At 56.3% G+C, this 26,683-nt stretch carries 27 protein-coding genes; 14 read left to right on the top strand and 13 right to left on the bottom strand.

From position 1 onward, the window contains the following. Window positions 1–56 precede the first annotated feature (56 nt). The gene (gene rimK / locus KTH07_RS04775) at window positions 57–959 is read right to left on the bottom strand and encodes a 30S ribosomal protein S6--L-glutamate ligase (RefSeq protein WP_017693733.1); all 903 of its coding nucleotides are present in this window, start codon (window positions 957–959) and stop codon (window positions 57–59) included. Between the two features lie 64 nt (window positions 960–1,023). After that, window positions 1,024–1,746 (bottom strand): nitroreductase NfsA, encoded by a 723-nt coding sequence (nfsA, locus tag KTH07_RS04770; RefSeq protein WP_075606757.1) that lies wholly within the window; start codon window positions 1,744–1,746, stop codon window positions 1,024–1,026. A 185-nt stretch (window positions 1,747–1,931) separates the two neighbouring features. Here nfsA and KTH07_RS04765 point away from each other — a divergent pair, with 185 nt between their 5' ends. Further along, window positions 1,932–2,201, top strand: a complete 270-nt coding sequence (locus KTH07_RS04765) for a GrxA family glutaredoxin (RefSeq protein WP_006809455.1) — start codon at window positions 1,932–1,934, stop codon at window positions 2,199–2,201. 30 nt (window positions 2,202–2,231) lie between these two features. Here the strand turns inward: KTH07_RS04765 and KTH07_RS04760 are convergent, their stop codons facing one another. Continuing rightward, window positions 2,232–2,606, bottom strand: a complete 375-nt coding sequence (locus KTH07_RS04760) for an inner membrane protein YbjM (RefSeq protein ID WP_017384878.1) — start codon at window positions 2,604–2,606, stop codon at window positions 2,232–2,234. 274 nt (window positions 2,607–2,880) lie between these two features. Between KTH07_RS04760 and KTH07_RS04755 the strand changes: the two genes are divergently transcribed. The 6 genes from KTH07_RS04755 (at window position 2,881) to arsC (ending at window position 8,705) form a co-directional block, all read left to right on the top strand. Further along, the gene (locus tag KTH07_RS04755) at window positions 2,881–4,566 is read left to right on the top strand and encodes an aspartate:alanine antiporter (protein WP_026080732.1); all 1,686 of its coding nucleotides are present in this window, start codon (window positions 2,881–2,883) and stop codon (window positions 4,564–4,566) included. Between the two features lie 667 nt (window positions 4,567–5,233). Then, window positions 5,234–5,755, top strand: a complete 522-nt coding sequence (locus tag KTH07_RS04750) for a DUF2778 domain-containing protein (RefSeq protein WP_023303364.1) — start codon at window positions 5,234–5,236, stop codon at window positions 5,753–5,755. A gap of 254 nt (window positions 5,756–6,009) precedes the next feature. After that, window positions 6,010–6,501 carry a type VI secretion system tube protein TssD gene (locus KTH07_RS04745; protein WP_017384881.1) on the top strand — a complete coding sequence of 164 codons (492 nt, stop codon included), beginning with the start codon at window positions 6,010–6,012 and terminating at the stop codon, window positions 6,499–6,501. A 109-nt stretch (window positions 6,502–6,610) separates the two neighbouring features. Next, on the top strand, window positions 6,611–6,931 hold the full coding sequence (locus KTH07_RS04740) for a metalloregulator ArsR/SmtB family transcription factor (RefSeq protein WP_015571018.1): 321 nt from the start codon (window positions 6,611–6,613) through the stop codon (window positions 6,929–6,931). A 40-nt stretch (window positions 6,932–6,971) separates the two neighbouring features. After that, entirely contained in the window at window positions 6,972–8,261 is a 1,290-nt protein-coding gene (locus KTH07_RS04735; protein ID WP_015571019.1) for an arsenic transporter, read from the top strand. 12 nt (window positions 8,262–8,273) lie between these two features. Beyond that, window positions 8,274–8,705 carry a glutaredoxin-dependent arsenate reductase gene (gene arsC, locus KTH07_RS04730; RefSeq protein ID WP_015571020.1) on the top strand — a complete coding sequence of 144 codons (432 nt, stop codon included), beginning with the start codon at window positions 8,274–8,276 and terminating at the stop codon, window positions 8,703–8,705. 21 nt (window positions 8,706–8,726) lie between these two features. Here arsC and KTH07_RS04725 read toward each other — a convergent pair whose 3' ends face one another. Continuing rightward, window positions 8,727–9,278 (bottom strand): TetR/AcrR family transcriptional regulator, encoded by a 552-nt coding sequence (locus tag KTH07_RS04725; protein ID WP_015571021.1) that lies wholly within the window; start codon window positions 9,276–9,278, stop codon window positions 8,727–8,729. An 82-nt stretch (window positions 9,279–9,360) separates the two neighbouring features. On the opposite strand from KTH07_RS04725, the gene KTH07_RS04720 reads away from it, so the two are divergent. Continuing rightward, the gene (locus KTH07_RS04720) at window positions 9,361–10,575 is read left to right on the top strand and encodes an MFS transporter (RefSeq protein WP_017384883.1); all 1,215 of its coding nucleotides are present in this window, start codon (window positions 9,361–9,363) and stop codon (window positions 10,573–10,575) included. Then, window positions 10,565–11,377, top strand: coding sequence for a Cof-type HAD-IIB family hydrolase (locus KTH07_RS04715; protein WP_075606758.1), 813 nt, complete (start codon window positions 10,565–10,567; stop codon window positions 11,375–11,377). Before KTH07_RS04720 ends, KTH07_RS04715 begins: the two co-directional genes overlap by 11 nt. Before the next feature lie 113 nt (window positions 11,378–11,490). Here the strand turns inward: KTH07_RS04715 and KTH07_RS04710 are convergent, their stop codons facing one another. Next, a complete protein-coding gene (locus KTH07_RS04710; protein WP_006809465.1) occupies window positions 11,491–12,723 on the bottom strand; it encodes an MFS transporter in 1,233 nt (410 codons plus the stop codon). Between the two features lie 167 nt (window positions 12,724–12,890). Here KTH07_RS04710 and KTH07_RS04705 point away from each other — a divergent pair, with 167 nt between their 5' ends. The 3 genes from KTH07_RS04705 to deoR all read left to right on the top strand — a co-directional run bounded on the left by KTH07_RS04705 (window position 12,891) and on the right by deoR (window position 15,061). Further along, window positions 12,891–13,619: a phosphatase PAP2 family protein gene (locus tag KTH07_RS04705; protein WP_023303358.1), complete on the top strand. Its 729-nt coding sequence runs from the start codon at window positions 12,891–12,893 to the stop codon at window positions 13,617–13,619. A 7-nt stretch (window positions 13,620–13,626) separates the two neighbouring features. After that, window positions 13,627–14,235 (top strand): undecaprenyl-diphosphate phosphatase, encoded by a 609-nt coding sequence (gene ybjG, locus KTH07_RS04700; protein WP_015571025.1) that lies wholly within the window; start codon window positions 13,627–13,629, stop codon window positions 14,233–14,235. Between the two features lie 67 nt (window positions 14,236–14,302). Next, the gene (gene deoR, locus KTH07_RS04695) at window positions 14,303–15,061 is read left to right on the top strand and encodes a DNA-binding transcriptional repressor DeoR (protein WP_032620005.1); all 759 of its coding nucleotides are present in this window, start codon (window positions 14,303–14,305) and stop codon (window positions 15,059–15,061) included. A gap of 84 nt (window positions 15,062–15,145) precedes the next feature. Here deoR and dacC read toward each other — a convergent pair whose 3' ends face one another. Then, complete coding sequence (gene dacC / locus KTH07_RS04690) at window positions 15,146–16,351, bottom strand: serine-type D-Ala-D-Ala carboxypeptidase (RefSeq protein WP_023296184.1); 1,206 nt, start codon at window positions 16,349–16,351, stop codon at window positions 15,146–15,148. Window positions 16,352–16,594: 243 nt separating this feature from the next. On the opposite strand from dacC, the gene KTH07_RS04685 reads away from it, so the two are divergent. Beyond that, window positions 16,595–17,221, top strand: a complete 627-nt coding sequence (locus KTH07_RS04685; RefSeq protein WP_032620007.1) for a glutathione S-transferase family protein — start codon at window positions 16,595–16,597, stop codon at window positions 17,219–17,221. On the opposite strand, the gene KTH07_RS04680 is transcribed toward KTH07_RS04685, so the two are convergent. Then, a complete protein-coding gene (locus KTH07_RS04680; protein WP_023296182.1) occupies window positions 17,222–18,340 on the bottom strand; it encodes a PQQ-dependent sugar dehydrogenase in 1,119 nt (372 codons plus the stop codon). A 106-nt stretch (window positions 18,341–18,446) separates the two neighbouring features. Continuing rightward, on the bottom strand, window positions 18,447–18,830 hold the full coding sequence (gene bssR, locus KTH07_RS04675) for a biofilm formation regulator BssR (RefSeq protein WP_217310888.1): 384 nt from the start codon (window positions 18,828–18,830) through the stop codon (window positions 18,447–18,449). Window positions 18,831–19,047: 217 nt separating this feature from the next. Between bssR and rimO the strand changes: the two genes are divergently transcribed. After that, window positions 19,048–20,373 carry a 30S ribosomal protein S12 methylthiotransferase RimO gene (rimO, locus tag KTH07_RS04670; RefSeq protein ID WP_017693743.1) on the top strand — a complete coding sequence of 442 codons (1,326 nt, stop codon included), beginning with the start codon at window positions 19,048–19,050 and terminating at the stop codon, window positions 20,371–20,373. Window positions 20,374–20,436: 63 nt separating this feature from the next. On the opposite strand, the gene gsiD is transcribed toward rimO, so the two are convergent. The 5 genes from gsiD to iaaA are packed head-to-tail and all read right to left on the bottom strand — an operon-like array spanning window position 20,437 to window position 26,659. Next, window positions 20,437–21,348, bottom strand: coding sequence for a glutathione ABC transporter permease GsiD (gene gsiD / locus KTH07_RS04665; protein ID WP_015571027.1), 912 nt, complete (start codon window positions 21,346–21,348; stop codon window positions 20,437–20,439). Between the two features lies 1 nt (window position 21,349). Then, entirely contained in the window at window positions 21,350–22,270 is a 921-nt protein-coding gene (gene gsiC / locus KTH07_RS04660) for a glutathione ABC transporter permease GsiC (protein WP_032620011.1), read from the bottom strand. A 5-nt stretch (window positions 22,271–22,275) separates the two neighbouring features. Further along, a complete protein-coding gene (gsiB, locus tag KTH07_RS04655) occupies window positions 22,276–23,814 on the bottom strand; it encodes a glutathione ABC transporter substrate-binding protein GsiB (RefSeq protein WP_032634035.1) in 1,539 nt (512 codons plus the stop codon). 23 nt (window positions 23,815–23,837) lie between these two features. Next, a complete protein-coding gene (gsiA, locus tag KTH07_RS04650) occupies window positions 23,838–25,709 on the bottom strand; it encodes a glutathione ABC transporter ATP-binding protein GsiA (RefSeq protein WP_032620016.1) in 1,872 nt (623 codons plus the stop codon). Between the two features lie 11 nt (window positions 25,710–25,720). Beyond that, entirely contained in the window at window positions 25,721–26,659 is a 939-nt protein-coding gene (iaaA, locus tag KTH07_RS04645) for a beta-aspartyl-peptidase (RefSeq protein WP_017384893.1), read from the bottom strand. Between the last annotated feature and the right edge of the window lie 24 nt (window positions 26,660–26,683).

Below are 26,683 nucleotides of genomic sequence, written 5' to 3'. Positions count from 1 at the left end.
CAGCCTCTTAAATAAAAACGTTGTCCAGATTACGCAAAAAGTGCGCGCCGATCCATTTAACCGCCCGTTTTCAGGCAAAATCCCGGCGTCGCATGGCGTTCAATCCATGCGATCATTTTACCTGCAATATCGACGCCTGTGGTTTTTTCCACCCCTTCCAGCCCCGGCGAGGCGTTGACTTCCATCACCAGCGGCCCGCGCCCGGCACGCAGCAGATCGACCCCCGCCACGTCCAGGCCCAGCGTCTGCGCTGCTTTCACAGCAATCTCGCGCTCGCGCTCGCTAATAAGGGCCACCCGCGCGATACCGCCGCGGTGCAGGTTAGAGCGGAAGTCGCCCTCTTTTGCCTGCCGCTCTATGGCGGCCACCACTTCATCGCCCACCACAAAGCAGCGGATGTCGCACCCGTTGGCCTCTTTAATATACTCCTGCACCAGAATATGGGCATTCAGACCGCGAAACGCGTCGATCACGCTTTCCGCCGCCTGACGCGTCTCCGCCAGTACCACCCCAATACCCTGCGTACCTTCCACCAGCTTAATAACCAGCGGCGCACCGCCCACCATGTCGATTAAATCGCTGGTGTCGTCCGGGGAGTGGGCAATCCCGGTGACGGGCAGATCGATCCCCTGGCGCGCCAGCAGTTGCAGCGAGCGCAGCTTATCGCGGGCGCGTGAGATCGCCACGGACTCGTTGAGCGGATAGCTTCCCAGCATTTCAAACTGGCGCAGCGCAGCCGTACCGTAATAGGTGATCTGGGAGCCAATGCGGGGGATCACCGCATCAAAATGCGGGAGTTTGCGGCCTTTGTAATGAATCGACGATGCCGCAGGGTCGATGTTCATATAGCAGGACATCGGATCGAGGATCTCAATCTGATGTCCGCGTTTCGCCGCCGCTTCTCGCAGGCGTTTACATGAATAGAGCGTTCCATCCCGGGACAATATGGCAATTTTCACCCTGCACCTCTCTAAAGACATGGTAAAAGCCTGCCTATCATACACGAGGCGCAGGAGGAATGGACTACCGCGTTGCCCAGCCCTGTTTGTGCAGGTAATCAAGAATGAACGGGCGGTTCTCCTTGATGATGGTGCGACGAATATGGTCGCTCCAGGTGTCGCGGCGGTTGTTGCTGTCGCGCGTCAGATAGTAGTTCGCCAGCTCTTCATCGTATTGATGCAGAACGTCCTGGTCGACCGGCTGGTAGTGGTTTTCATGCACCAGCATCGCAGCAGGAATGCGCGGCTTCAGATCCGGGTTATCCGCCGGCCAGCCGAGGCACAGACCAAACAGCGGCAGCACGTGTTTCGGCAGCTTCAGCAGTTCCGTCACGCTTTCGATGTTGTTACGCAGCCCGCCAATATAGACGCCGCCAAGCCCCAGCGATTCCGCCGCCGTGAACGCGTTTTGCGCCATCAGCGCCGTATCCACCACGCCCAGCAGCAGCTGTTCCGCCAGCCCCAGCTCGGCCTCGGGGCAGATTTGCAGATGACGGTTAAAATAGGCGCAGAACACCCAGAACTCAGCCGCCTGGGCAACGTGCTTTTGTCCGCCCGTCAGCGTTACCAGCTGCTCACGCATCGCCGGATCGGTGATGCGGATAATGGAGCTGCACTGCAAAAAGCTGGAGCTGGAGGTGCCTCTTGCGCTGTCGATGATCGCTTCCCGCTGCGCCTGGGTAATCGGCTCATCGGTGAAATGGCGAATGGAACGGTGGGAACGAAGCAGGTCAATGGTTGGCGTCATTTTGTCTCTCTTTGTGTTGCGTAAAACGTATGGCAGCCAGTATAGGCAATGATCCACCTGATGTAATTGGCGAAACATAGCCTGACTGTATCAAAGTGACAGGTGAAACCTTCTTTCCATGACGGCAGGTTATCGTGCACTATAGGCGCCATTCGCCGTCAGGCTTGTTTTTTGAGGAGAGAGAAATGTTTGCAGTAATTTTTGGTCGTCCAGGATGCCCTTACTGTGTACGCGCGAAAGAGCTGGCAGAGAAACTGACTGAAGAACGTGATGATTTCAACTTCCGTTACGTGGATATCCACGCGGAAGGCATCACTAAAGCCGATCTGGAAAAAACCGTGGGTAAACCGGTTGAAACCGTGCCGCAGATCTTCCTCGATCAGAAACACATCGGCGGCTGCACTGATTTTGAGGCCTACGCCAAAGAACACCTGGGCCTGTTTGCGGCTCAGTAATGCGAAGACGCCCTCACCCTGAGGGCTTTTTTATTTACGGTGCTTCCTCTGTTGCAGCAGGCTGCGCGTAAATAAGAAACAGAGCGCGCCCAGCGCACACCAGAAAACGCCACTCAGTAGCCACGCCACTTCCTGCCAGACGCTTCTCGACGAGAGAAACAGCACGCGCATCAGAAGCAGGCAGAGCGGGGCCGCAAGCATTGCCCCAATAAGCGGCATCACCACCTCGCCTTTACGCGAGAGAAAACCGGCGACTACCCCCGGCAGGATGAAGAACAACAGGCCCAGCTCGGGATGACCGGACGCTCTGAAGGCGCCTTTCACGTTAAAAGCGAGCGACATGCAAACGACCGTAAACAGCAAAAAACAGCTGATTACGCCAGCCCAGTTTCGTTTAAAGTTCAAACTATCCTCCTGACTTATCTCTATCAAATACAAAAATCGTCCGGTGGACGCCCAGTCAGATAAAGCAATGCGGCAATCCTTGCCAAAGCACGCACAAAAGTCGTGCGATAATAGGTGGCTGTCGGTAGCTATTACGATTAAACTAACCGACTGCTAGTGTTTAGGGTATTTATCAGGAAGCAGGGAGATGCAAAGTGATTCCCTGACTCTGAAAACAGTAGCCCAAATAGTCCTTTCATTCAACAACTTACTGGTAAACAAGAAGTTAGCCTCCGTGAATATAAACGTCGCAGACTTGTTAAATGGGAATTACATCCTGTTATTATTTGTGGTACTGGCGCTGGGCCTTTGTCTGGGTAAATTACGCCTGGGTTCAGTTCAACTTGGTAATTCCATTGGCGTTTTAGTCGTCTCCCTGTTATTAGGTCAACAACATTTCAGTATTAACACGGACGCGCTTAACTTAGGTTTCATGCTGTTTATTTTTTGCGTAGGCGTGGAAGCCGGTCCGAACTTTTTTTCCATTTTCTTCCGAGACGGCAAAAATTACCTGATGCTGGCGCTGGTGATGGTCGGTAGCGCCCTGCTGATTGCGTTAGGGCTGGGCAAACTGTTTGGCTGGGACATCGGCTTAACGGCCGGTATGCTGGCAGGCTCGATGACCTCCACGCCGGTGCTTGTTGGCGCGGGGGATACGCTTCGTCATTCTGGCATGGCAGGCACGCAGCTTTCCTCCGCGCTAGACAACCTGAGTCTGGGCTATGCCCTGACCTATCTGATTGGTCTGGTGAGCCTGATTGTTGGCGCGCGCTATCTGCCAAAACTTCAGCATCAGGATCTTCAGACCAGCGCCCAGACCATCGCCCGCGAGCGCGGCCTGGACACGGACTCCAAACGTAAAGTTTACCTGCCGGTGATCCGCGCCTACCGCGTCGGGCCGGAGCTGGTTGCCTGGACCGACGGGAAAAACCTGCGCGAGCTGGGGATCTACCGTCAGACCGGCTGCTACATCGAACGTATCCGTCGTAACGGCATTCTGGCAAACCCGGACGGTGACGCGGTGCTCCAGATGGGCGATGACATCGCCCTTGTTGGCTACCCGGACGCCCACGCGCGTCTCGATCCGAGCTTCCGCAACGGGAAAGAGGTGTTTGACCGCGACCTGCTGGACATGCGTATCGTCACCGAAGAGATTGTGGTGAAAAACCACAACGCCGTGGGCCGCCGTCTGGCACAGCTGAAGCTGACCGACCACGGTTGTTTCCTCAACCGCGTGATCCGCAGCCAGATTGAAATGCCTATCGACGATAACGTGGTGCTCAATAAAGGCGATGTGTTGCAGGTCAGCGGCGATGCCCGACGTGTTAAAACCGTTGCCGACCGTATCGGCTTTATCTCGATCCACAGCCAGGTGACGGACCTGTTAGCCTTCTGCGCCTTCTTCATTGTCGGCCTGATGATCGGGATGATAACCTTCCAGTTCAGCAACTTTAGCTTCGGCATTGGTAACGCAGCCGGTCTGCTGTTCGCCGGGATCATGCTGGGCTTCCTGCGAGCGAACCATCCCACCTTCGGCTATATCCCTCAGGGGGCGCTGAATATGGTGAAAGAGTTCGGTCTGATGGTCTTTATGGCGGGTGTCGGCTTAAGCGCCGGGAGCGGCATTGGCAACGGCCTGGGCGCGGTCGGCTGGCAAATGTTGGTTTCCGGACTTATCGTCAGCCTGGTACCGGTGGTGATCTGTTTCCTGTTCGGCGCCTACGTGCTGCGCATGAACCGCGCCCTGCTCTTCGGCGCGATGATGGGCGCGCGCACCTGCGCACCGGCGATGGAGATCATCAGCGACACTGCGCGCAGCAATATCCCGGCGCTGGGCTATGCAGGCACGTACGCCATCGCCAACGTGCTGCTGACGCTGGCGGGTACGCTGATCATCATTATCTGGCCAGGACTCGGATAAATCTCAAGTTTGCGTGTAGCTGAAAAAATTTTCGTTACGCGCAGAACTTTTTACGCAGGGTGCAGTCATAACTAGTGCCACTGCTTTTCTTTGATGTCCCCAATTTGTGGAGCCCATCAACCCCGCCGTTTTGGTTCAAGGTTGATGGGTTTTTTGTTGCCTGAATTTTATTAACATTAAAATCAACAGGTTATATTGCATCATCAAGCCCAGTGGCGGCAAAATGGCGACTAAAAAATACATGTATCACCATCTTTCGTTATCCCACCTCTTAACATGCTCAGTGGACGCTTTACAAAAACCATCAAGATCAGGAAATAAGGTTAACTGTCGCACATCAAATGTTTCTGAAAGGATGCGCAAGAACATCAGTTTCATTTCAACCGTTATTGCTAATGGCTAATAAAATCGTCCTGGCAGTGTGGGAACTTTCGTAAGTCATTTCTATTACTTGGTTAAAATTTACCTGGTCAATTTCCTAAAAACAGATTCCTTGGGTTTAACATGATCAGGTTTGAATTTTCATCTCATCTGCGGGCATATGCTGCGGCGAATAAATGTAAATAATGGAATTAACAGAGATGGACTTTACAGCAGTAGTATTTGGATTAAAGATGGCGACCATGCCGAAGATAACATCCAACGGTGACAAGAAGGGTTGGTATGTATGGCTATAAATGGAACAATGACGCTAAATGGTGCTGACTACGCCCCATTTAATTTATATGGGGTTGGCATCTTTATGGCGCATTCCGGACAGGGAACTTACCGTAATCAAGGAACTTGTGGCGCAATACAAGGTGCAGGCCCAATTCCCCCAGGTAAATATTGGATTGTTGATCGAGGCTCAGGAGGTTTCTTATCCTCATTAAAAGCTCATGTTCAGGACCAATGGAACAAAATAAGATCCGGTGCGGAATTTGGCCGTGATGAGTGGTTTGCTTTATATAAGGATGATTGGGGAATCGACGATGGAACATGGGTTGATCACGTCTATCGCGGGCTGTTCAGACTCCATCCCGGTACAGTGTCAGAAGGGTGTATAACAATCGCTCATAACTCCGATTATGCATTAATCCGTAACGCTCTTATGAACACAGAGCTTATTCAGGTTCCATGTATGCGTTCACTTATGGCTCGCGGCTGTATTGAGGTTGTTGACGGTGGATATAGCTACACTTGCCCGTAAATGGGGATCAAGACTGCTTAAGGCCGTCTGGTTTGTGTTAATTAGCTTTCCGCTAGGACGCACGCTGGGTCCTTCTACAGATTATATTAATCATAATGTTGCAACTGCTATTTGCGGCTTCATCTATGGTGATGTGAATGCGGAAACAATGTACGAAACATATATAAACACCGATATTTTAATCCTGTTTACTCTCACAACGGTTTTCTATCTCTTAACAATGAAGTTATTCAATAAAATAAGGAAAAAATAATATGCCAATCCCTCCCTATATGTGGCTCAAAGACGACGGCGGCGCAGATATCAAAGGCTCAGTAGATGTTCAGGACCGCGAAGGAAGCATTGAGATAATCGGTTTAAGTCACGGTATCAATCTTCCTGTTAACAGCGCAAATGGAGCGATTACCGGTACACGACAGCACTCTTCTATGAGGATCGAAAAGGAGGTGGATAGTTCTACCCCATATCTTTATAAAGCTGCCGCCACTGGCCAGGCGCTAAAAAGCGCAGAAATTAAGTTCTATCATATTAACGATGCCGGTCAGGAAGTGTGCTATTACACAGTCTTCATGGAGAACGTGAAGGTGACTGGGGTTAACTGTAGCGTACCTAATGTGAAAATCGCGGCCAACGATAAAATTAACCACGTCGAAAGCGTCAGCTTGCAGTATGAGAAGATCACCTGGCGCATTGTTGATGGGAACATCCAGCACAGTGACGCCTGGAACGAACGCACTACGGCGTAAAATAAAAGTACTTCTTTAAGGGCATTTATTTGCCCTTATTGCCCTTCCCTCACTCGCCACAAACATATATGATTTAATGTATATGATAAAAACCACGCAGGATCGCCAGATGCTTCACCCCGTTCAGCTCTTCAAAACCCTCTCCGACGAAACGCGCCTCTCCATCGTCATGCTTTTGCGTGAAGCGGGCGAGCTGTGCGTCTGCGATCTCTGCTCCGCTACCAACGAGCCGCAGCCGAAAGTCTCCCGCCACATGGCCTTACTGCGCGAGGCCGGGCTGGCCATCGACCGTCGCGAGGGTAAGTGGATCTACTACCGTCTCTCTCCCAACATGCCTGCATGGGCGGCAACCGTTATCGACACCAGCTGGAACTGCCTGCGGGAAGAGACGCGTATGAAGCTGAAAAACCGACTTCCGGGCTCGTGCTGACCAAAACATATTCACAATAACAGATATAATGGAGTAAAAGATGTTTCTGGCAGGAGCGATTTTTTTATTCACACTGGTGCTGGTCATCTGGCAACCCAGAGGGCTCAGCATCGGCTGGAGCGCGACCATTGGCGCCGCGCTGGCGCTGATGAGCGGCGTTATCCACATTAACGATATCCCTGTGGTGTGGAATATCGTCTGGAATGCGACGGCAACGTTTATCGCGGTTATCGTTATCAGCCTGCTGCTGGATGAGTCCGGCTTTTTCGAGTGGGCCGCGCTGCACGTTGCCCGCTGGGGAAACGGTCGCGGGCGATTGCTGTTTACCTGGATCGTGCTGCTGGGCGCAGCCGTGGCGGCGCTGTTTGCCAATGACGGCGCGGCGCTGATCCTCACCCCTATCGTCATCGCTATGCTGCTGGCGCTGGGGTTCAGCAAGCAGGCTACGCTGGCGTTCGTGATGGCGGCGGGATTTATCGCCGATACCGCCAGCCTGCCGCTGATTGTCTCCAACCTGGTCAACATTGTGTCGGCGGACTTCTTTAAGCTGGGCTTCAGCGAATACGCCTCGGTGATGATCCCGGTTGATATCGCTGCGATTGCCGCAACGCTGGTGATGCTGCATCTGTTCTTCCGAAAAGAAATTCCCCACGAATATGACCAGGCAAAACTCCGCGAGCCCGCACGGGCCATTCACGACCTGCCAACGTTCAGAACGGGCTGGATCGTGCTGCTGCTACTGCTTGTCGGTTTCTTTGTGCTTGAACCTCTGGGTATCCCGGTCAGCGCTATCGCAACAACTGGCGCGCTGATTTTGTTTGCCGTTGCTAAACGCGGGCACGCCATTAACACTGGAAAAGTGCTGCGCGGCGCGCCGTGGCAAATTGTTATCTTCTCGCTGGGGATGTATCTGGTGGTGTATGGCCTGCGCAACGCCGGGCTGACGGAGTCTCTTTCAGGCGTTCTTGATCACTTAGCCGGATACGGACTCTGGATCACCACGCTGGGAACCGGATTTATCACCGCCTTCCTGTCATCCATAATGAACAATATGCCAACGGTGCTGATTGGCGCGCTCTCCATTGAGGGTAGTGCTGCAACAGGGTTGGTTAAAGAGGCAATGATTTACGCTAACGTGATTGGCTGCGATTTGGGGCCGAAAATTACCCCCATAGGAAGTCTGGCTACCCTGCTCTGGCTCCATGTGCTGGCACAGAAAAACATGACTGTTACCTGGGGCTACTACTTCAGGACGGGCATCATAATGACCCTGCCGGTTCTCTTTGTGACGCTCGCCGCACTCGCGCTACGTCTCTCCTTCACACCATAATGAGTCACTGATATGAGCTACATCACCATTTATCACAACCCCGCCTGCGGCACGTCGCGCAATACGCTGGAGATGATCCGCAACAGCGGTACGGAACCAGAGATTGTCCTCTATCTGGAAAACCCGCCGTCACGCGATCAACTGACCAGGCTGATTGCAGACATGGGGATTTCCGTGTGCGATCTGCTGCGCAAAAACGTCGAGCCTTATGAGCAACTGGGCCTTGCCGGGGGAAATTTCACCGATGACCAGCTTATCGATTTCATGCTGCAATACCCCATCCTGATTAACCGTCCGATTGTGGTGACACCGCTGGGCACCCGTCTGTGCCGTCCTTCTGAAGTCGTTCTCGACATCCTTCCGGACGCGCAAAAAGGGGCATTTACAAAGGAAGATGGCGAAGTCGTCGTTGACGCCAGCGGGAAAAAAATCTCCCGACAATAAGCGTAGCCGGGGCGAGTGCTATCAGACGGTATCCTCGCCTGCAATCCGCCCCACCATCACCCGGATCTCCTCCCGGGTTAACGGCGACCGATCGGTCACAAAATGCAGCGTCATCCCCTCGATAAACGCATCCAGCGCGCGGGCGGTGGCCGGATCAAACCACTGCTCCAGCGTAGCCTGGCTCATCTTCATCCAGTCCTGCATCACCGTTTTCAGCGCGGCGCTGCGGTGCATAAACGCGTACAGCTGATACATCAGCGCCATATTGTGTGGCGTGGTCACGGCTGAACTGTGGATCAGCGTGGTAATCGCCTCGCACGCCCTCTCGCGCCCCGTAACCCCCGCGAAGAAATCCCGGTACTGCTGAGACATCTGCTGCGTAAACCACGTGAATGCCTCCTCCAGAAGCGACTCCATCCCGTCGAAATAGTAGGTCATCGACCCCAGCGGCACGCCTGCGCAGGTGGCAATTTTGCGGTGCGTGACGGCATGAATACCGTGCTCAGCAATGGTGTCCAGCGTCGCCTGGAGTATCTTCTCGCGGCGGTTAGGGTCGTTCGGTGGTCTGCTCATAAAATCCTCATCCGGTTTATGTACAAATGTACACAAAGTTGCTAGTGTTGTCGCTATTGTTGTACTTCTGGTGCTGATCCCAATGACGCTAACTTCTCCTCGCAAAGCCCTGCATCTGCGCATGTGGGCGCTATTTATGTTCTTCTTCATCCCCGGGCTGCTGATGGCTTCCTGGGCAACGCGCACCCCGGCAATCCGCGATACGCTATCCGTTTCGACGGCGGAGATGGGGATCGTGCTGTTTGGCCTGTCGATTGGCTCGATGAGCGGCATCCTCTGCTCGGCCTGGCTGGTGAAACGCTTTGGCACGCGCGCGGTGATCCGCACCACCATGTGCTGCGCCGTGGTGGGAATGCTCGGTCTGAGCGTGGCGCTGTGGTTCGCCTCGCCGCTGATGTTTGCCCTTGGGCTGATGGTATTTGGCGGCAGCTTTGGTGCGGCGGAAGTGGCCATTAACGTCGAGGGGGCCGCCGTTGAACAGGCGATGAACAAAACGGTGCTGCCGATGATGCATGGCTTTTACAGCCTCGGCACGCTGGCGGGCGCGGGCATAGGGATGGCGCTGACGGCGCTGGGCATTGCGGCCAATGTGCACATTTTACTCGCGGCGCTGGTCTGTATTATCCCGATCCTCACCGGCATCAGGGCTATTCCCGCTGGCACAGGACAAAATGCCTCGGACGAACAGAAGTCTGCGGCAAAAGGGTTGCCCTTCTATCGCGATTTCCAGCTGATGCTGATTGGCGTGGTGGTACTGGCGATGGCGTTTGCTGAAGGCTCCGCCAACGACTGGCTACCGTTGCTGATGGTAGACGGGCACGGATTTAGCCCCACCTCCGGCTCGCTGATTTACGCCGGGTTCACGCTCGGCATGACCGTCGGACGCTTTACCGGGGGCTGGTTTATCGACCGTTACAGCCGCGTGGCTGTCGTCCGTGCCAGCGCCCTGCTGGGTGGGCTGGGCATCGCGATGATTATCTTTGTGGATGTGGACTGGATTGCCGGCGTGTCGGTGATCCTGTGGGGACTGGGCGCCTCCCTTGGCTTCCCGCTGACCATTTCCGCTGCCAGCGATACCGGCCCCGACGCGCCGACGCGCGTGAGCGTCGTGGCGACCACGGGCTACCTCGCTTTCCTGGTGGGCCCGCCGCTGCTTGGATTCCTCGGTGAGCACTACGGGTTACGCAGCGCGATGCTGGTGGTATTAGGGTTAGTCATTATTGCCGCCCTGGTGGCGCGAGCGGTGGCAAAACCGGAAGCAGAAACAACGTCAATGGAGAAGGGATATGAGCGTTAAACTGATTGCAGTCGACATGGATGGCTCCTTCCTGAGCGATGCGAAAACCTATAACCGCGCGCGTTTTCTGGCGCAGTACGCGCGCATGAAAGCGCAAGGCATCCGTTTTGTGGTCGCCAGCGGAAACCAGTACTACCAGCTGATCTCATTTTTCCCGGAGATCGCCCATGAAATTGCCTTCGTTGCCGAAAACGGCGGCTGGGTGGTGGATGCGGGCGAAGACGTGTTTAACGGCGAACTGTCGAAAGAGCATTTTCTGACCGTCGCCACCCTGTTAAACGACGTGCCCGGCATTGAGATAATTGCCTGCGGAAAAAACAGCGCCTACACGCTGAAAACGTATAACGACCTCTTCAAAGAGATTGCTGCGAAATACTATCACCGCCTTGAAAGCGTCAGCAGCTTTGACAACCTCAACGATATTTTCTTCAAATTCGGGCTAAACGTCTCTGACGACGAAATTCCGCGCATTCAGGCGCTGCTGCATGAGAAGCTTGGCGACATCATGGTGCCGGTGACCACGGGACACGGCAGTATCGACCTGATTATCCCCGGCGTACACAAAGCTAACGGCCTGCGGATCCTGCAAGCGCGCTGGGGCATTGAGGACAGTGAAGTGGTGGCCTTTGGCAACAGCGGTAACGACGTGGAGATGTTGCGCCAGGCAGGGTATGGCTTCGCGATGGCCAATGCCAGACCGCACATTAAGGCGGTGGCCCGCTATGAAGCGCCGAACAATAATGACGAAGGGGTGCTGGACGTAATTGATAGGGTGCTGGACGGGGAGGCGCCGTTTAATTGATTCCGTGCGCTCTGGTGCCCTCATCCTAACCCTCTCCCACAGGGCTAAGGGTTCCCCACAAAATAATGCCTGCACAGACGGCCCCCTCTCCCTTGAGGGAGAGGGAATAAGGGTTACGGTTGCAGGGCGTTTCCGACGCGTTTGTCCTTCAGGAACACCACCATCAGCCCTACCCACAGCACACCGTTTGCGAGATTGAACAGGCTGAACAGTCCGTTACCGCCGAAAGCATAGGCATGCTTGCTCACCTCAATACCGACAGTGAAAATCAGCATTTGCAGCATCCCCATCGCGGCAGACACCGTGCCTTTACTCATTTCACTGGCGAACAGCGTCAGGCGTACCAGACCGGCATTCGCCACGCCAATACCAAACGCGTAAACGCTCAGCCCCGCCGTCATCCACAGGTACGCATGAGACGAGGCTACGGTCGCCACCGCCGCGATAATCAGCCCTGCCGCAATGGGCCAGCCGCCCATAATAATCAGCGAACGCACGGTACGACGCGACGTCAGACGCGCCAGCACCAGGTTACCGATAATCAACGCGCCAAAAATCGGCACCTGTAACAGGCCATACTCATAGCTGCTAAGCTGCTCGCCGCTGATGATAATAACCGGCGACTGGGCAATCCACGCCAGCAGCGGCAGGCTGACAAAGCCCGTCGCCAGCGCGCCCGCGACAAAACGGCCGTTTTTCAGCACCGCCTTATAATCACGCCCCAGCTCTTTAAGCGAGAGCTTTTCGCCCAGGCGGGTGGCGGTCTCCGGCATCGCACGGTGCAGCCCAAAGAAAGAGATGGCCGCAAGCGCGGCAAAGAGGACGAACATCCCTTCCCACGGCGCAACGTGGACCCATGCGGCTCCCACCAGCGGCCCCAGAAGCGGCGCAATCAGCGCCACGTTCGCCATCAGCGCGGTTATTTTGATACATACCGCCTCCTCAAACGACTCCTGAATAGCGGCGTAGCCCACGGCGCCAATAAAGCACAGGCTCACGCCCTGAAGGAAACGCAGCAGCGTGAATTGCTCAATGTTCTGCGCCAGCAGCGTGGCGAGACAGGTGACGATAAACCACACCACGCCCGTCAGCATCACCGGGCGTCGGCCAATACGATCCGACAGCGGCCCTAAAAGCCACTGTAAAAACATGCCGCCCGCCAGATAGGCGGTCATGGATGTAGGTACCCACTCAATACCTGCGTTGTACTGCTCAACCACAGCCAGCATGCCTGGCTGGATCATGTCGTTGCCGATGTAGGTAGAGAATTCGTAAAGCACCAGACACAGAGGAAAAAGTAACGCCTGACGACCCAGACGATTACCGGAAGAAGAACGGTTTATCATGCAATCTCTTTAGTATGAAAAAATCGCGATGAGTGTAATGAATTGCCGCTGTCTGAGATAGCATAATCACGTGAAAACACAGAAATAAGGCACTTATCGTTGTTGTTTAAGGTTTCCTTAAGTTGCCCTCCCTATGATAGTGCTATTTCACGTTATTGACCGAAACTATGACACACGCCGTCAGCCCTTCAGAATTATCTAAGTTACCGACAAATAAGACAAAAAGCCTTTACCGTTTGCCTGCCCGCTTTTATGGTTATCAGCTTTTCGGGCTGATCGTCCTTGCGCTGCTTTTTACCTGGCTTTCGCGCGATGAATCGCTTGACCGATGGATAACCGGCTTCTGGTATGACGCGGCGACGCACCATTTCCCGCTACAGCAAAACCCGCTGCTGGATCTGCTGAACCATCGGCTGGCGAAATATGTGACCATTGCGCTGGCTGCCGCATCGCTGATTTACGGCGCTTACAAACGCAATGCCCGGCTGGTGACGGCCGCGCTTCTGATGGGGCTGGGGGCGCTGGTAGTTGGGGTGCTGAAAAGCATAAGCCACCACAGCTGTCCGTGGGATCTGGTGGAGTATGGCGGCAAAGCCGTCTCGTATCCCCTGTTCAGCGCCGTTCCGGCAGACAGCGGACCGGGACGCTGCTTTCCCGGCGGCCACGCCTCAAGCGGGTTTATGGTGATGGGGTTGTTTTTTGCCTTCTGGCGTGAACGTCCGCGCCTGGCCTGGTCCTTTGTCGCGTTAGGCGTTGTTATGGGGCTGCTGATGGGATTCGGGCAGGTCATGCGCGGCGCGCATTTTTTCTCTCACAACCTGTGGGCCGGGTGGTGGGTCTGGTTTTCCCAGGTGCTGGTTTACGGGCTGGTTTCCACCTGGTTTGCTAAAGAGTAACGAGATTATGTTAGAAAATCTGAACTACGAACTGTTTTACCTGCTCAACGCCACGCCAGCATCACCGGAATGGATGATCGATCTCGCCACCTTCATTGCGAAAGATGTGATCAGCATTGTACCGGCGCTGGCGGTGATCCTCTGGTTATGGGGACCTCGTACACAGGTCACCGCCCAGCGCCATCTGGTGATCAAAATGGCGATGGCGATCGGCGTGAGCGTGCTGGCAAGCTACGTGCTGGGCCACGCCTTCCCGCACGATCGTCCGTTTGTCGATCGCGTCGGCTACAACTTCCTGCACCATGCGCCGGATGACTCGTTCCCGAGCGATCACGGCACGGTGATCTTCACCTTTGCGCTGGCCTTCCTGTTCTGGCATCGCCTGTGGTCTGGCATGGTGCTGATGGGGGTGGCGGTCGCCATCGCCTGGTCCCGCGTCTACCTGGGCGTGCACTGGCCGCTGGATATGGTCGGCGGTTTCCTGGTGGGGCTGATGGGCTGCGTCAGCGCAGCCATCCTGTGGAGCCTCTTTGGTCCGGCGCTTTATCGTGGATTATCACAGGCCTATCGCGTTCTGTTTGCCCTTCCGATCCGCAAAGGCTGGATACGTGACTAACCCCGGTCCGTCAGGTTACACTTGAGCCCCCGCCCTGCGGGGGCTCACTTTTTTAGCCCGAGGATCTATGGAAACACGTCGCGATGACCGCATTGCTCAGCTGCTTCAGGCGCTGAAGCGCAGCGATAAGCTGCATCTTAAGGAAGCCGCTACCCTGCTTGGCGTGTCTGAAATGACCATTCGTCGCGATCTGAACAGCGTCAGCGCCCCCGTTGTGCTGCTTGGCGGGTATATTGTTCTGGAGCCGCGTAGCGCCAGCCATTATCTGTTAAGCGATCAAAAAACACGCCTGGTGGAAGAGAAGCGCAAAGCCGCGCGGCTCGCCGCCTCGCTGGTGCAGCCGCATCAAACGCTGTTTTTTGACTGCGGTACGACAACCCCGTGGATCATCGAGGCCATCGACAGCACCGTTCCCTTTACCGCCGTCTGTTATTCGCTAAACACCTTCCTGGCCTTGCAGGAGAAACCGGCGTGCCGGGTGATTTTGTGCGGCGGCGAGTTTCATGCCAGCAACGCCATCTTCAAGCCGCTGAATATTCAGGACACGCTGAGCAATGTATGTCCGGATATCGCCTTTTACTCTGCGGCGGGTGTGAATGTGAAACAGGGGGCAACCTGTTTTAATCTTGAAGAGTTACCGGTGAAACAGTGGGCGCTCAACGCCGCACAGCAGCATGTGCTGGTGGTTGATCACAGTAAATTTGGCAAGGTTCGTCCGGCAAGGATGGGGGAACTGTCGCGCTTTGACGCCATCGTCAGTGATTGCCGCCCGGATGACGAGCTGGTGTCGTATGCAAAGGCGCAGCAGGTGAAGTTGATGTATTGAGGTTATGCCGGGTGGCGCTTCGCTTACCCGGCCTACAACAGCTCGAACGAAGGCCGGGTAAGCGCAGCGCCACCCGGCAAAAACCTAGCTGAACCAGCTGCCAAACCAGCCGTGGAACTTCATTAACACAAAGTCCCACATCCGGCTGAAGAAGCCCCCCTCTTCCACCGCTTCCATCACCACCAGCGGACGCTGCTCAATGGATTTGCCGTTAAGCTGGAAATCTATCGTCCCGACCACCTGGCCTTTTTTCAACGGCGCGGTCAGCTGTGGCTCGGTCAGGGTATAGCTGGCTTTCAGGTTTTTCAGCTGACCGCGTGGAATGGTGACGGACCCCGCTTCACCTGCCCCCAGGTTCACTTCACTTTTATCCCCAAACCAGACGCGCTGGCTGACGAAGGTGGCGTCCGGCTTAATCGGCGTGACGGTTTCAAAGAAGCGGAAACCCCAGGTCAGCAGTTTTTCGGATTCATTAAAACGAATGCGGTCGGTTTTCGTCCCCAGCACCACCGAGATCAGGCGCATGTCGCCCTGCGTCGCAGAAGCCACCAGGTTGTATCCGGCCCCGGCGGTCGTCCCCGTTTTCATGCCGTCCACGTTAACGTTACTGCTCCAGAGCAGACGGTTACGGTTAGGCTGGCGGATATTGTTGAAGGTAAACTCTTTCTCTTTATGGATGGCGTACTCATCCGGCACGTCATGGATCAGCGCTTTGCCCAGCAGCGCCATATCGCGCGCGGTACTGAACTGACCGGGCGCATCCAGGCCGTGAACGGTTTTAAAGGTGGTGTTGGTCAGACCCAGTTTTTGCGCGTAGCCATTCATCAACCCAATGAATGAGTCCTGACTGCCTGCGACGTAATCGGCCAGCGCAATACAGGCATCATTTCCCGACTGAATAATGACCCCTTTATTCAGATCGGAAACGGAGACCTGATCGCCGGGCTTCAGGAACATGACGGACGAGCCGCGCAGCGCCGGGTTACCCGTCGCCCAGGCATCTTTGCCGACGGTGACCATGTCATCCAGCTTGATCTTGCCCGCTTTCAACGCCTGGCCGACAACATAGCTGGTCATAATTTTCGTCAGGCTCGCCGGGTCGAGTTTTTCGTCGGCGTTACCTTCCGCCAGCACTTTCCCGCTGGCGTAATCCATCAGGATCCAGGCGCGCGCATCGACAGGCGGCGCTTCGGGCGCCGTCTGTTCCGCCGCATGGAGCGTTGGGGCAAAAAGGAAAAGCAGCGCCGAGCCTGCCGCCAGGCTGCGCAGAGAAGAAGTTTTTTGCGTCATAAATGCCACCCGAGTGTCCATTCTAAAAATCACGTCACAATCACCGTGTCGCAAGAAGCGATGAGTAATAGCGCACTACAGCGTTCAAAGAAACCTGTTCCAGGTAAAGTTTTTAAAGTTTATGCAATAACATTCAGATACGCTTTGATTGCGGCGTTTTTTTTAGCATCTGTTGCGTAATTGTTAGGTTTATCTCACCATGGCGAAAAGCTGACTCGGATTCACATCTCATCGGGAGTAAATATGATTACGCTGTGGGGCAGGAACAATTCGACTAACGTGAAGAAAGTGCTCTGGACGCTGGAGGAACTGGATTTACCGTTCAACCAAATCATGGCTGGCATGGCGTTCGGGGTGAATAAAGACGCCGACTATCTGGCGATGAACCCAAACGGACTGGTGCCGTTGCTGCGCGATGACGAGACAGACGCCACGCTGTGGGAGTCCAACACCATCGTGCGTTATCTCGCCGCGCAATACGGCCAGGGTCGCCTGTGGGTGGAAAATCCGGCCCGGCGCGCGCAGGGCGAAAAATGGATGGACTGGGCAAACCAGACGCTTTCCCCCACGCACCGGGTGATCCTGATGGGGCTGATCCGCACGCCGGAAGCCGAACGTGATTATCCCGCCATTCATGCCGCCCAGGACGCCTGCGAATCCCTGTTCGCGATGATGGACGACGAACTGACGAAGCACGCCTGGTTCTCCGGCGACACCTTCGGCGTGGGCGATATCGCCGTCGCCCCCTTCGTCTGGAACCTCACTAACATGGGTCTTAGCTGGAGCCCGCGCCCTCACCTGGAGCGCTGGATCCAGCAGCTTAGCGAACGCCCGGCGTATCGCAACGTGGTGATGATCCCGGTGACCTGATTACGACCTGGACGGGCTGACTTTCAGCAGTTGCCCGTCCGTCTCGTCAGTCAGCACGTACAGATAGCCATCCGGCCCGACGCGCACATCGCGAATACGCTGATCTTTATCGCCCAGAATGCGTCCGTCCTCCGTCACGCTATTGCCCTTCACGCTCAGCACGATGACGTCTTTCTCCTTCAGCGCGCCGATAAACAGCTTGTTTTTCCACTGCGGGAAGACGTCGCTGTTGTAGAACGCCATGCCGCTGACGGCGGGCGATACTTTCCAGACAAACAGCGGCTTTTCGGTGCCCTCAACGTGCTCGCCTTTCGCTTCCGGGATTTTCAGGCCGCTGTAATTAATCCCGTGCGTCGCCAGGGGCCAGCCGTAGTTTTTGCCCTTCTCAGGAATGTTAATCTCATCCCCACCGCGTGGTCCGTGTTCGTTGAGCCACAGCGTGTCGCTCCACGGATTCATCGCCATCCCCTGCGGGTTGCGAATGCCATAGGACCAGATTTCAGGGCGCGCACCGGCGGTGTTCACAAACGGATTATCCGGCGGCACTTTTCCGTCCTCCGTCAGGCGCACCACCTTGCCCTGAAGCTTGTCCAGCTCCTGCGCCGTCGGGCGCTGGTTGTTTTCACCCAGGCCAATAAAGAGATAGCCTTTGCCGTCGAACACCAGCCGTCCGCCAAAGTGGTTGCCGGTAGAGAGCTTCGGCATCTGTCGGAACACCACCTGGAAGCCCTCAATGCGCGAAATGTCATCGCTCAACCGCCCGTAGCCCACGGCGGTACCCGCTTTGCCATCATTACCTGCCTCGGCGAAGCTGAGCCAGACCCGCCGTGACTGTGCAAAATCCGGGGCCAGCGCGACGTCCAGCAGTCCGCCCTGGCCGCTCGCCCACACTTTCGGCACGCCGACAATCGGATCGGAGAGCCCTTTTCCAGCCTGCCAGTGCTTAAGCTGCCCGTCTTTGAGCGTGATGAGCAGCCCCTTGTTATCTGGCAAAAACGCCAGCGACCAGGGGTGATCCAGTTTTGTCTGTAGCACGTCGACTTTAACCGTCTCAGGCGCTGCAAGCAGTGAAAGCGGGAATAACAAGACTGGAAGGAAAATCAACGAGGATCGAGGCATAACGCACTCCTTTATCGACATATGGCTTAAAGATTAGCCACTGTTCCCGGGTGCGTTACCACTTTTACAAAAGCTTAATCAGAAGGGGGAGTTGCCTCCCCCGGGTTCAGTGCCGGGCAAGCGTTTCCGGCTTGTTCAGACACATGATGCAAAGCGCGAGCGTGGTCAGGCAGTTTTCAAGCTTCTCCGCGTTAACGGCAATAAAATTCGGGCAGTCGTGACGTCCGTTCATCAAACAGACTCCGGCGATGGAGAGCACCTCGGCGGCGCGGCGCAGCGCCACTAATTCGCTTTCAGCGCAGTGCGCTTTCAGGATGGGTGCTTTTTCACGCATGAAATTGCAAAGTTCAAAGAAGTTATCACGCAGATTTTCGCTTTCGCTGACTGACATATACCCTTTCGCCTTGCGGAGTTGCAGATATGCGGCCAGGTCGATTCGGGCGTTGATCAGATTGTTAAGCAGATCGCGTTTCAGTCTGTCAACGGACATGCTACTTCCTCCCCTGTCAGCCATGTTACCTTATTAAGGATAAGGTCATTTTTTGTACAATGTAATGCCTGAGATCAATAAACGATAACTGATTAACATTCTTTACAATGTTACAACGATTGCCCGCCTCAACTGCGCCATCAAGAGTGTATAAATCCCCCGCGATACGCTGTAAAATCCCGCCCTGATAACTCCATAATTGATGAATTTTTAACCTATGAGCAATGTTACGCACCCGCCGAAAATCGGCTTTGTCTCCCTCGGCTGCCCGAAGAACCTGGTGGACTCCGAACGCATCCTGACTGAACTTCGCACTGAAGGCTATGACGTGGTGCCAAGCTACGACAACGCCGACATGGTGATCGTCAACACCTGCGGGTTCATCGACAGCGCGGTCCAGGAGTCACTGGAAGCCATTGGTGAAGCCCTGACGGAAAACGGCAAAGTGATTGTCACCGGCTGCCTGGGCGCGAAGGTGGATCAGATCCGCGAAGTGCACCCGAAAGTGCTTGAGATCACAGGCCCGCACAGCTACGAGCAGGTGCTGGAACATGTTCATCACTACGTCCCCAAACCAAAGCACAACCCGTTCCTGAGCCTGGTGCCGGAACAGGGCGTGAAGCTGACGCCGCGCCACTACGCCTACCTGAAAATTTCCGAAGGCTGCAACCACCGCTGTACCTTCTGCATCATCCCGTCGATGCGTGGCGATCTGGTGAGCCGTCCGATTGGCGAGGTGCTGGCAGAAGCCAAACGCCTGGCCGACGCGGGCGTGAAGGAGCTGCTGGTCATCTCCCAGGACACCTCCGCCTACGGTGTGGACGTCAAACACCGCTCCGGTTTCCACAACGGCGAGCCGGTGAAAACCAGCATGGTCGGCCTGTGCGAGCAGCTGGCTAAGCTCGGGATCTGGACGCGCCTGCACTACGTCTATCCTTACCCGCACGTTGACGATGTGATCCCGCTGATGGCGGAAGGCAAAATCCTGCCGTATCTGGATATCCCGCTACAGCACGCCAGCCCGCGTATTCTGAAGCTGATGAAACGTCCTGGCTCCGTGGATCGCCAACTGGCGCGCATCAAGCAGTGGCGTGAGATCTGCCCGGATCTGACCCTGCGCTCCACCTTTATTGTCGGCTTCCCGGGTGAAACCGAAGAAGATTTCCAGATGCTGCTCGACTTCCTGAAAGAGGCGCGTCTGGATCGCGTCGGCTGCTTCAAGTACAGCCCGGTTGAAGGCGCAACCGCCAACGAGCTGGCGGACCAGGTGCCGGAAGAGGTAAAAGAGGAGCGCTGGAACCGCTTTATGCAGCTGCAACAGCAGATCTCGGCTGAACGCTTGCAGGAGAAAGTGGGCCGCGAAATTCTGGTGATTATCGACGAAGTGGACGAAGAAGGCGCGATTGGCCGCAGCATGGCGGATGCGCCTGAAATCGACGGCGCGGTGTACCTGAACGGCGAAACACAGGTTAAGCCGGGTGATATTATTCGCGTGAAGGTTGAAAACGCGGATGAGTATGACCTGTGGGGTAGCCGGGTTTAAACACCCTGCTTCCCTTTTGTAGGCCGGGTAAGGCGTAGCCGCCACCCGGCACATTTCACTGCACTACCCCTTAATCCTCGGATCCAGCGCGTCGCGCAGCCCATCCCCCAGCAGGTTAAACGCCAGCACGGTCAGGAAAATCGCCAGGCTCGGGAAGATCGCCACGTGTGGCGCAATCACCATATCCGCCCGCGCCTCGTTCAGCATCGCCCCCCACTCCGGCGTCGGCGGCTGTGCCCCTAACCCCAGAAACGACAGGCTGGCCGCCGAGATAATCGACACGCCTATGCGCATGGTGAAATAGACCACGATAGACGAGACCGTTCCCGGCAGAATATGGCTGAACAGGATGGTGGCATCGCTGGCTCCCATGCTGCGCGCCGACTCGATAAAGGTCTGCTGCTTCAGCACCAGCGTGTTGCCACGTACCAGACGCGCGAAAGCGGGAATCGAGAATACCGCCACGGCGATAATGACGTTCGCCATGCCGCTGCCCATCACCGCCACCACGGCAATCGCCAGCAGAATACCGGGAAAGGCAAACAGCACGTCGCAGATACGCATGATGATGCGGTCCCACCAGCCTTCGTAGTACCCGGCCACCAGCCCCAGCACGGTGCCAATTGCTGCGCCCATCAGCACCGCGAAGACCCCGGCCGCCAGTGAGATCTGCGCCCCTACCAGCACGCGGCTAAAAATATCGCGCCCGAGCGAGTCCACGCCAAACCAGTGCATCATCGACGGACCATCGTTCAGCCGGTCGTAGTCGAAGTAGTTTTCCGCATCAAACGGGGCTATCCAGGGGGCGATAATCGCCACCAGGATCAGCAGTAACACAAACAACCCGGCGACCATAGCGACGGGCTGACGACGGAATCGACGCCAGAACTCAACCCACGGGGTGCGAATATGGTCCGGCCTGATCCCCGGCATAGCGTTTAAAATGGCCTGGCGACGCCAGTTCAGTAATCGCATCTTACTTATACCTGATGGCCGGGTTAATGGCGGCGTACAGCACATCCACCACTAAGTTGATAAGAATAAACTCCAGCGAGAAAAGCAGGACTTCAGCCTGAATAACCGGATAGTCACGCATATCGACCGAGTCGACCAGCAGGCGCCCCAGCCCCGGCCAGTTAAAGACCTTCTCAACCACGATAGAGCCCCCCAGCAGGAAGCCGAACTGTAGCCCCATCATCGTGACCACCAGGATCATCGCATTACGAAAACCATGCTTCAGAATGACCCATTTCTCACTCACCCCTTTTGCCCGCGCGGTGCGAATGTAATCTTCGCTCAGCACGTCGACAAACGAGGCGCGGGTAAATCGGGCCATAACCGCCGCAACGGCCGCGCCTAGCGTCATAGAGGGCAGAATGTAGTGCTTCCAGGTGTCGGCCCCGACGGTCGGCAACCAGCCCAGCTCGACGGAGAAAATCTGCATCAGCAGCATGCCCAGCGCAAACGCCGGGAAAGAGATGCCGGTGACCGCCAGCGCCATACCGAGCTTATCCGGCCAGCGGTTGCGCCAGACGGCGGCGACAATCCCCGCGCCCAGGCCAAAGACAACCGCCCAGCTCATACTGGCAATCGTTAACCAGAAGGTAGGCATAAAGCGGCTGGCAATCTCCTCCGACACCGGACGACGCGACACCATTGAGATGCCGAAATCGCCCTGAAGGACATTGCCAATGTAACGCAGAAATTGCCTGTACAGCGGCTGGTCAAGACCGAGCTGTTTACGCACCAGTTCAATAACCGTCGCATCCGCTTCCGGTCCGGCAATCAAACGCGCCGGATCGCCGGGCAGCATATGGACAAACAAAAACACCAGCACGGCCACAATCAGCAGCGTCGGGATAAGCCCCAGCAGGCGTTTACACACATAATTCAGCATGAGTTTTATTTCAAATCCGCGTCATCAAAGCTAAAGCCCGTATCCGGCATGATGTAAAAACCGGTCAGCGCTTTGTTGTGGGCTGAGACCAGTTTTTCCACCACCAGCGGCACCCACGGCGACTCTTTCCAGATAATGTCCTGCGCCTCTTTGTACAGGCGTGCTTTCTCTTCCGGTTTGGTGGTTTTCAGGGCATCGGCCAGATCTTTATCCACCTGCGGATTACTGTAGAACGCGGTATTGAACAGCGTTGGCGGCCAGTTCTGGGAAGCAAACAGCGGCGACAGGGACCAGTCCGCTTCTCCGGTTGAAGCCGTCCAGCCGGTGTAGAACATCCGCACGCCGCTCTCTTTCTGTCCTTTGCCTTCCACTTCCGCCGCTCGCTGTCCGGCATCCATCGCCGTAACCCTGGCTTTAATGCCCACCTGCGCCAACTGCTGCTGGGTAAATTGCAGCACCTTCTGCGCGGTACTGTGGTTATGCGACGACCACAGCGTAGTGCTAAAGCCGTTCGTATAGCCCGCCTCTTTCAGCAGTTCCCGCGCTTTCGCCGGATCGTAAGGCCACGGCTGATAGCTTTGCGCGTACTCAATGGTTGGCGGCATCACGCCCGTCGCCGGGGTGGCGTAGCCGGCAAAGGCCACCTTCACCAGCGCCTGGCGGTTAATGGCGTAGTTGATGGCTTCACGCACCTTCGGGTTATCAAACGGTTTCTGCGTAACGTTCATGCTGATGTAGCGCTGCATGATCGACGGGCTGGCCACCAGTTCCAGCTTGCTGTTTTTCGCCAGCAGCGCCGCCTGTTCGTACGGGATCGGGAAGGCAAACTGCGCTTCGCCGGTTTGCAGCATTGCGGCGCGGGTATTATTGTCCACTACCGGCCGCCAGGTGATGGTATCCAGCTTCGGCAGCCCCTGCTGCCAGTATCCGGCGAATTTTTTCACCTTCACAAAATCGGTCTGGTTCCAGGTGAGCAGTTCGTACGGTCCGGTCCCCACCGGGTGGAATCCAATCTCTTTGCCGTATTTTTTCAGGGCGGCGGGCGAAATCATCGCCGTCGCGGGATGCGCCAGGATATTGATAAACGCCGAGAACGGCTCTTTGAGGGTGATCTTCACCGTTGCCGGATCAACCACCTCGGTTTGGGCGATATTTTTATACAGGTTGTAGCGTTTAAGACCGTTTTCCGGATTGCTGGCACGATCCAGGTTGACCTTAACCGCCTCGGCGTTGAAGTCGGTGCCATCCTGGAACTTCACGCCGGTACGGAGCTTAACGGTATAGACCAGCCCGTCGTCCGACACGGTATAGCCTTCCGCCAGCACGTTTTTCAGCTTCATTTCGCGGTCCAGGCCGAACAGCCCCTGGTAGAAGGATTTTGCCACCGCCTGAGAAAGAGTGTCGTTGGCATCATACGGATCCAGGGTCGTGAAGTTAGACCCCACAGCCACCACCACATCTTTCGCCGCGAACGCGGGGGCGGCGGCCAGCGCAGCCGTCACGCTCGCGGCCAGCAGCCATTTACGAGCAACAAAAGGAACCATTGTGTTCTCCTGCCTGTTGTAAGTTATAACCGCGAGAATGCATTGCCCTGACGCGGTGGTGCGACAAAATGACCGGGTCCCACCTCACGCAGCGCCACGCGCTCCAGGGTTTCGCCCCGTTTACGAATATTGCTCGGCATTTCGTCCTGCAACAGCACGCGCTGGGCGTGACGATGCTCAGGATCGGCAACCGGTACGGCAGCCATCAGCTTGCGGGTGTAAGGGTGCTGCGGGTTTTCAAACACCGCCCGACGGGGGCCGATTTCAACAATTTGCCCCATGTACATCACCGCCACGCGATGGCTGATCCGCTCCACCACCGCCATATCGTGGGAGATAAACAGAAACGCAATGCCCAAATCCCGCTGTAAATCGAGCAGGAGATTGATAATTTGCGCGCGGATAGAGACATCCAGCGCTGACACGGACTCATCCGCAATCACCACTTTCGGATTGAGGGCCAATGCCCTCGCAATGCAGATACGCTGACGCTGACCGCCAGAAAATTCGTGCGGATAACGCCAGGCATGCTCCGACTTCAGGCCCACGCGCTCCAGCAGCCATGCGACGCGGCGCTGCGCGGCTTCACCGTCGAGCAGGTTATGCACCCGCAGCGGCTCCATAATCGAGTACCCCACCGTATGGCGCGGATCGAGCGACGCATAAGGATCCTGGAATATAAACTGAATATCCCGGCGCACCGCCTGCAATTTACTGTTAGGGAGCGTGTCGATGCGCTCACCGTTGAAGGTGATGCTCCCCTCCTGCGACGCCACCAGCCTGAGCAGCGCCCGTCCGGTGGTGGATTTACCGCAGCCGGACTCCCCCACCAGCGCCAGCGTTTCGCCCGGCCAGAGATCAAAACTGACGTTTTCAACCGCATGCACTTCGCGCTTCACGCGATTGAGGATCCCGCTACGCAGCGGGAAACGGGTCACCAGGTCACGCACTTCGAGAATTGGCCTGCCGGGAACCACCGTATCCTGTTCGGTTTCGTCTTCCTGCTGGCCCTGTTCGGTCTGTGAGATCAGCGGAAAACGGCGCGGAAAATCACTGCCATTCATGGCCCCCAGACGCGGGACCGCCGCCAGCAGCGCTTTGGTATAAGGATGCACCGGCGCATGAAAGACCTGCTCCACCGTGCCGGTTTCCACGGCATTGCCCTGATGCATAACCAGCACCCGATCGGCAATATCCGCCACCACCCCCATATCATGGGTGATGAAAATCACCCCCATCTCCATCTCCTGCTGCAACACCTTAATCAGTTGCAGGATCTGGGCCTGAATGGTGACATCCAGCGCCGTGGTGGGTTCGTCCGCAATGAGCACCGCCGGACGGCACGACAGCGCCATCGCAATCATCACCCGCTGGCGCATGCCGCCGGAAAGCTGATGCGGATAGCGGGACAAAATCGCGTGCGCCTCAGGGATACGCACCAGCTCCAGCATCCGTTTTGCTTCGTTGAGCGCCTCATCACCGCTCAGTCCCTGATGCAGGCGGATAGATTCGGCAATCTGCTCGCCCACCGGAAAAACCGGGTTCAGGGAGGTCATCGGCTCCTGAAAAATCATCGCAATATCTGCCCCGCGCACCCCCTGCATCTGGGACGCACTGAGCTCGTTGAGATCGATAACCTGACGGTTGCGACGGCGCAACAGCATCCGCTCGCTGGTGACCTGCCCGCCCGTCTGCTCAAGCAGACGCATCAGCGCCAGCGCGGTAACGGATTTACCGGAACCTGATTCGCCAACAATCGCCAGCGTCTCGCCGCGCCTGAGCGAAAACGATAAATTCTGTACTGCGGGGATGAACTGCCGCTCTTCCTGAAACGCAATATTCAGTTGGTGGACAGCCAGCACTTCGCAGTTGTCCAGCTCTTCACGGTGCGGCACGCAATGCCCCCTTATTCACGATAAATGCCTGTGCTGGGCGCATCGCCGGCATACCCCCACGCCCGGTACATCCCTTCACTGTTGAACGGCAGAGCCACGTTGCCCTCCCGATCCACCGCAATTAAGCCGCCAATCCCGCCCAGCGCCGGCAGTTTCTCCATCACTACCCGCTCGCAGGCCTCACTCAGGCTTAATCCGCCGTAATCCATTAGCGCGGTAATGTCGTAGGCCGCCAGCGCGCGGATAAACACTTCGCCGGTGCCGGTGCATGACACCGCCGCGGTGGCGTTATTGGCGTAACACCCGGCCCCCGGCAGCGGGCTGTCGCCGACGCGACCGGGAAGTTTGTTGGTCATACCGCCTGTCGACGTCGCGGCGGCGAGGTTACCGGCTTTATCCAGCGCCACCGCGCCTACCGTGCCCATTTTGCTGCGTTCATCGAGCGGCGCGGCATGGTCCAGCTGCGTCATCCCCGCTGTACGGGCGTCCAGCAGTTGCCGGTAACGCTCCTCGGTGGAGAAAAGATCGGGCGAGACCGTGTCCATCCCGTGCTCGACGGCAAATTTTTCCGCCCCCGCCCCGGCCAGCAGCACATGCGGGCTTTGTTCCATCACCAGACGCGCGGCCAGCACCGGATTACGCAGACGGCTGACACCCGCTACCGCGCCCGCCTTCAGGGTGACGCCGTCCATCACGCAGGCATCCAGCTCGTGCGTTTCATCGCGCGTAAAGACCGAGCCAATACCGGCATTAAACAGCGGGCACTCCTCCAGCAGACGTACTGCTTCGGTCACCACGTCCAGCGCGCTGTCGCCCGCTTCCAGCATCCGCTGGCCTGTTTCCACAATGGCGTTCAGCGCATCAATATAACGCTTCTCCTGCTCGGGACTGAGCTGTGCACGGGTGATTGCCCCGGCACCGCCATGAATTGCGATAACCGCTTTACTCATTTCGCATCACCCATCAGCCTGGCT

The organism is Enterobacter cloacae complex sp. ECL72 (assembly GCF_019056635.1).
Classification (GTDB): Bacteria; Pseudomonadota; Gammaproteobacteria; order Enterobacterales; family Enterobacteriaceae; genus Enterobacter; species Enterobacter hormaechei_C.
Note: the sequence above shows the minus strand (reverse complement) of the source record. Positions and strands in the feature narration are given on the sequence as shown.